This window comes from Mesorhizobium sp. M7A.F.Ca.CA.004.04.2.1 (assembly GCF_004022825.1).
Lineage (GTDB): Bacteria > Pseudomonadota > Alphaproteobacteria > Rhizobiales > Rhizobiaceae > Mesorhizobium.
On the sequence record NZ_RZPH01000412.1, the window covers coordinates 1 to 4,957 of the forward strand.

A 4,957-nucleotide genomic window follows, 5' to 3' on the forward strand; every position below is an offset into this window, starting at 1 on the left:
ATCCAGGCGACCGCATATTCATTGGCCTGATCGGCCGCCTCGGCCAGGCCGAAGAATTCGCAGAGATCGCGAAACGGGGTCGCCTTTTCGACGATGTCGAGCGAATGCACCCGCATCAGCCGGATCGAGGCCGACAGGATGAGGCCGGTCAGCCCCATGCCGCCGATCGTTGCCGCAAACAGCCGCGCATTGTCCGATGCCGAGCAGCGGTGGGTCTTTCCGTCGGACCTGAGCAGCGTGAAGCTCTCGACATGGCAGCCGAATGTCCCGCGCCGATGATGGTTCTTGCCATGCACGTCGTTTGCGATGGCGCCACCCAGCGTGACGAATTGGGTGCCGGGCACAACCGCCGGGAAGAAGCCGTGTGGGGCAGCGTGGGCGATGATGTCGGACAACAGCACGCCGGCATCCGCCTCGAGAACACCGGTTTCGGCGTTGAAGGCACGAATCCGGTTCAGCGAGCGCATGTCGACGACCGCGCCGGCCGCGTTCTGGCAGGAATCGCCGTAGGAGCGGCCATTGCCATAGGCAAGCAGTGACGCTGGCTTGGCCTGACCGCCCTTCAGCAGCGAGATAGCCTCGTCGGCACCGATGGCGCGCGGCGCCGGCGGCGTAGCAAGGCCAAAGCTCGGGAACCGCTCAGTGGCCATGCCTACCAGCCCCCGATGACCAGCATCACTGCACCGATCAGCACAACGATCTGGCTGCGCCAGTCGCGGATGATGAAGACGACCGGATCGTCATGCATCTCGTTGCGGCGCGCCAGGATCCAGACGCGCATGGTGAGATAAAGCACGATCGGTGCCAGCGGCCAGATCAGCCACGGATGCGGATAAAGCTCGCGCACCGCGACACTGTCCATGTAGAGCGCCAGCACCAGCGCCGAGGAGAAGGCCGAGGCCATGCCGGCCTGGGCGACGATCTCCTGGTCTTCGGTGCGATAGCCGCGGCCGGCAATGCGCTCGCCAGGCGGAATGGCGGTGGTGCGCAGTTCGACGAAGCGCTTCACCAGCGCCAGCGACAGGAAGAAGAAGATAGAGAAGGCCAGCAGCCAGAACGAGACGTCGACGCCGGTCGCCGCCGCACCGGCCAGGACGCGGATCGTGTAGAGGCCGGCGAGTGTCAGCACATCGACCAGCAGCATGCGCTTGAACGACAGCGAATAGGCCGTCGTGACGACCATATAGCCGCCGAGCACAGCCATGAATTCGGGCGACAGGAACAGCCCGGTGCCGATGCCGATCGCCAGAAGCACCGCGATTGCGCCAAGTCCGAACGGGATCGACAGCGCACCGCTGGCGAACGGCCTGTTGCGCTTGGTGAGGTGTTTGCGATCGAGCGCGAGGTCGAAGAAATCGTTGAGGATATAGATGGCCGATGCCACCGAACTGAACGAGACGAATGCCAGCAGGCATTGCCAGATCATGTCGGTGTTGAAATATTCATGCGAGAGCACCATCGGCACTGCGATCAGCGAATTCTTCAGCCACTGATGGACACGCAGCATCTTGACGATGGTCCGCAAAGTCGGCTTCGGCGCCGGCATCGTCTCGGCGCCATGCGCTGCCTGCCAGCGCGCGGCATGGCGGTCGGGCGCGACGACGATCGCGTTGCGCGCTGCATCGAAGACCTGGAGATCGTGACGGCTGTTGCCGGCATAGTCGAAACCGCCATCGCCATAGGCTGCGATCAGCGAAGCGCGCTTCCTGCCCGAGGTGAGATTGGCGAGACCATCGGTGGCCAGCACCTGGTCGAAAATGCCGAGATGGGCCGCGATGGCGTCGGCGAACTTGCGCGGCGTACCGGTCGCCAGCACGATCTTGCGGCCCTCGGCGTGTTCGGTCCGGAGGCGGCAAAGCAGCACCTCGCGATAGGGCAGCGATGCCGGATCGATGTCGATGCGCTGCGCGATTGCCTGCTTCAGCCGCGCCGGCCCGCCGGCGATCCAGAACGGTACCAGGAAGATATAGAGCGGGTTCATCTTGAGAAGGATGAACAGCCCTTCCCACAACAGGTCGGTCGCGATCAGCGTGCCGTCGAGATCGACCGCAAGCGGTATTGCGTTCCTGTCCGACCGCGCATCCATGTCCGTCCTGCCCTGCCCGCGTAGAGTTGCGCGCCGCTTTCCGGCGTCTTGAGGCTGGTATAGCGGGCGATGGCGTAGCGAACGTTAAAACGCCCGGTTGCAGACGGCTGCCGTGACGGTATTTCCGGCGTCATTGTTAAGCGACTGCTACCGGAAACGATAAAAGGCCGAGCAAACGCCCGGCCTCTCAAGATATGCCAACCGGAATTACTTGATTCGGGCGACGCCGCCCGAGATTTCGATGGTTTCCGAACCGGTCAGAGCTTCGAGGTCGCCGTTCGGCAAGGTGACGAAACAGCCATTCGGGCAGAACTCAACCGTTTCGCCACCAGCCAGCGCGAGGTCGGTCTTGCTGCCGCCCTCGGTCACGACCAGCGTGCGGGTCTCGGCGTCCTTGTTGACCGCGCTTGCGGCATGGACCGAGCCGATGGCGGCGACCAGGGCGACGGCAGCGACGAGAGACTTCCACATGGTGCAATATCGGTGTTCCCACCGCCTCTGTTGCATTTCGCAAGGCAATTTCGCCTTTGCATGGGAGCTTATAGGAGATGGAAGCTGAACCGCAACTGAATGCCGCATTCATGCCGCAATCGGTTCCGGCAGGATCAAGGTCGACGGAGTCCCAGCTTAGTCCGGATCTGGCTTCTTGGTTTTGCGGGACTTGACCAGCCGCTTCTTCTCCGCCTCGGCTTCGGCCTTTATCTGCTCCTGTTCGGCGAAGTCGGCCTCGATCTTGTCGTCGTCTGTCGGCCACGCCTTGGGCTTATGGGCCTCGACCACGGCGCGCGGCGTCGAGGGCATCTCGATGTGTTCGCTGCTGAATTTTTCGAGGACGGCAAAACGGATGTCGTTCTGCGCGATGTTGCCATTCATCACATCGGCCAGGAACACGCGGATCTCGAATTCCAGGGCGGCAGGGCCGAAATTGGAAAACAGCACGAAGGGTTCGGGGTTCTTCAGCACCATCGGGTGGCTGCGGGCGATCTCCAGCAGGACGGCATGAACCTGCTTGACGTCGCTGCCGTAAGCGACGCCGACCTTGATGTCGATGCGGCCGAGCTTGTTGCGGTGAGTCCAGTTGCCGACGGCGTTGTTGATCAGGTTTGAATTGGGCAGGATCACCGATTGCCGCTGGAAGGTCTCGATCTCGGTGGCGCGCACGCTGATCTTCTTGACTGTGCCGCTGACATCGCCGGCAACGATCCAGTCGCCCACCTTGAATGGCCGCTCGGCCAACAGGATCAGGCCGGAAACGAAATTGGACACCACGTTCTGCAGGCCAAAGCCGATACCGAGGGAAAGAGCGCCGGCGACCAGCGCCAGGCTGGACAGGTCTATGCCCGCCGCCGAGATGCCGACCAGTGCCGCGAGCGCGACGCCGGCATAGCCGACCGCCAGCCTGATCGAGTTGCGCACGCCGGTATCGACCTTGCCACGCGCCATCACCGAACCGTCGAGCCAGCCCTGGAACCAGCGCGTCAGGAAATAGCCTATGATGAAGACGACGATGCCGGAGAGGATGCCGGTCACCGAAATGGTCACCGACCCGATGTTGATCCCGGTTGCGAGCTTGTAGGCCCAAGCCTGGATATCGCCCAGCTGGAAACCCCACATCAGCAGGATCAGCGGCAGGAACACCAGCACGATCATCACATTGATGGCAACGCTGACGACAAGGCCGAGCTGGTCGAGGGCCGTATCCTCGTAGCTGGATTTGGCCGACAGCCAGCGCCCGACGGTGGTGTTGGCGAAAGCACCCTCCTCGCCGATCGCCTGTGCCGACAGGAAACCGATATAGGCGGTGATCAGCGCGGTGCCGGTAACGACGACCTGCAGCGAAACGAACAGAGCGAGGCCGATGTAACCAAGCAGCGCCGCGACGATGGTGAAAAGACCGAGTGCAAGCGCCGTATAGCGCAGCCATGCCGGCCACGGCCGCCAACTTCCATCACGCGCCTTGAATGGCCTCAGCATCGCCATCAGGATCAGGATGACGCCGACGATGATGGTTGCGCCGAAACTGCGGGCAATGGTCAATGACAGCGGCGAGCCCATTTTGTCGTTGATCACCGACAGGAAGGTGTTGACGCTGATGACCACGGCCATGGCGGTGGTCAGGCGCACCAGCCAGCGCGCCGGCCCCGTTTCGACCGGGATAAGGCGCCAGTTCGGCAGCCGCGGCTCCAGCGCCGCATTGGTCAGCCGGTTGACGCAGAACACCACGCCGATGGCGGTCGCCAATGCATTGAGGAACAGGCCAATATCACCACGCAACACATTGTAATAATTGAAGAAGAAAATCGTCGATCCCAGAAAGGCGGCAACCGCCAGCGTTGGCAGCAAGGTTGACCAGAAAGCCACCGATAAGCGGCTGAGATAGGACGGGTCCTCATTGGAGGGATCGGCTTCGAACACCCTCCCGAACAGCCGCCTGCCGCCGACCAGCAGCACCAGCGCCAGCCCGAGCGCCACGAAGGTCGCTGCGAGGATCGCCTGGAACTTGAACTTGAAAGCGAAGCTCAGCCAGGAAGACACCGCCTTGTACAGATTGGTGTATTCGTCCTTGGCGTCGGAGAAAACCTGCGGGCTCAGCGCATCCGACAGCACGTAGCGTTTGGTCAAAAGGTTGCGGAACAACTCGCTGCGCATATTGCCGATCTTGTCGATCAGCCCGCTGATGCGGATCGACAAGGACTGGGCCTGCGAGATGACGGCGTTTATCTCCGCCTTTTCCGACACCAGCGCCTGGCGCTCGCCGCTGACGATGTCGGGCTCCGGCGGCTGGCCGGCGGCGGGCGCTGGCCCGATCTGTTCAAGCCGGCTGTTGATCTCGCCAAGACGCGTGCGGAAAGCCAGTGCGCTGTTCAGCGA

Annotated in this window: 4 protein-coding genes; all 4 read right to left on the minus strand. The window is 62.5% G+C overall.

Annotation, left to right across the window (positions count from 1 at the left end; all coding sequences use genetic code 11):
• Positions 1-650: FAD-binding oxidoreductase (locus EN893_RS18710; RefSeq protein WP_164900951.1), on the minus strand; the 650-nt coding region annotated here is incomplete at its 3' end.
• 2 nt (positions 651-652) lie between these two features.
• Complete coding sequence (locus tag EN893_RS18715) at positions 653-2,086, minus strand: UbiA family prenyltransferase (protein ID WP_127271096.1); 1,434 nt, start codon at positions 2,084-2,086, stop codon at positions 653-655.
• Between the two features lie 207 nt (positions 2,087-2,293).
• Positions 2,294-2,557, minus strand: a complete 264-nt coding sequence (locus EN893_RS18720; protein ID WP_164748978.1) for a hypothetical protein — start codon at positions 2,555-2,557, stop codon at positions 2,294-2,296.
• Positions 2,558-2,713: 156 nt separating this feature from the next.
• Positions 2,714-4,957: mechanosensitive ion channel family protein (locus tag EN893_RS18725; RefSeq protein ID WP_164900952.1), on the minus strand; the 2,244-nt coding region annotated here is incomplete at its 5' end.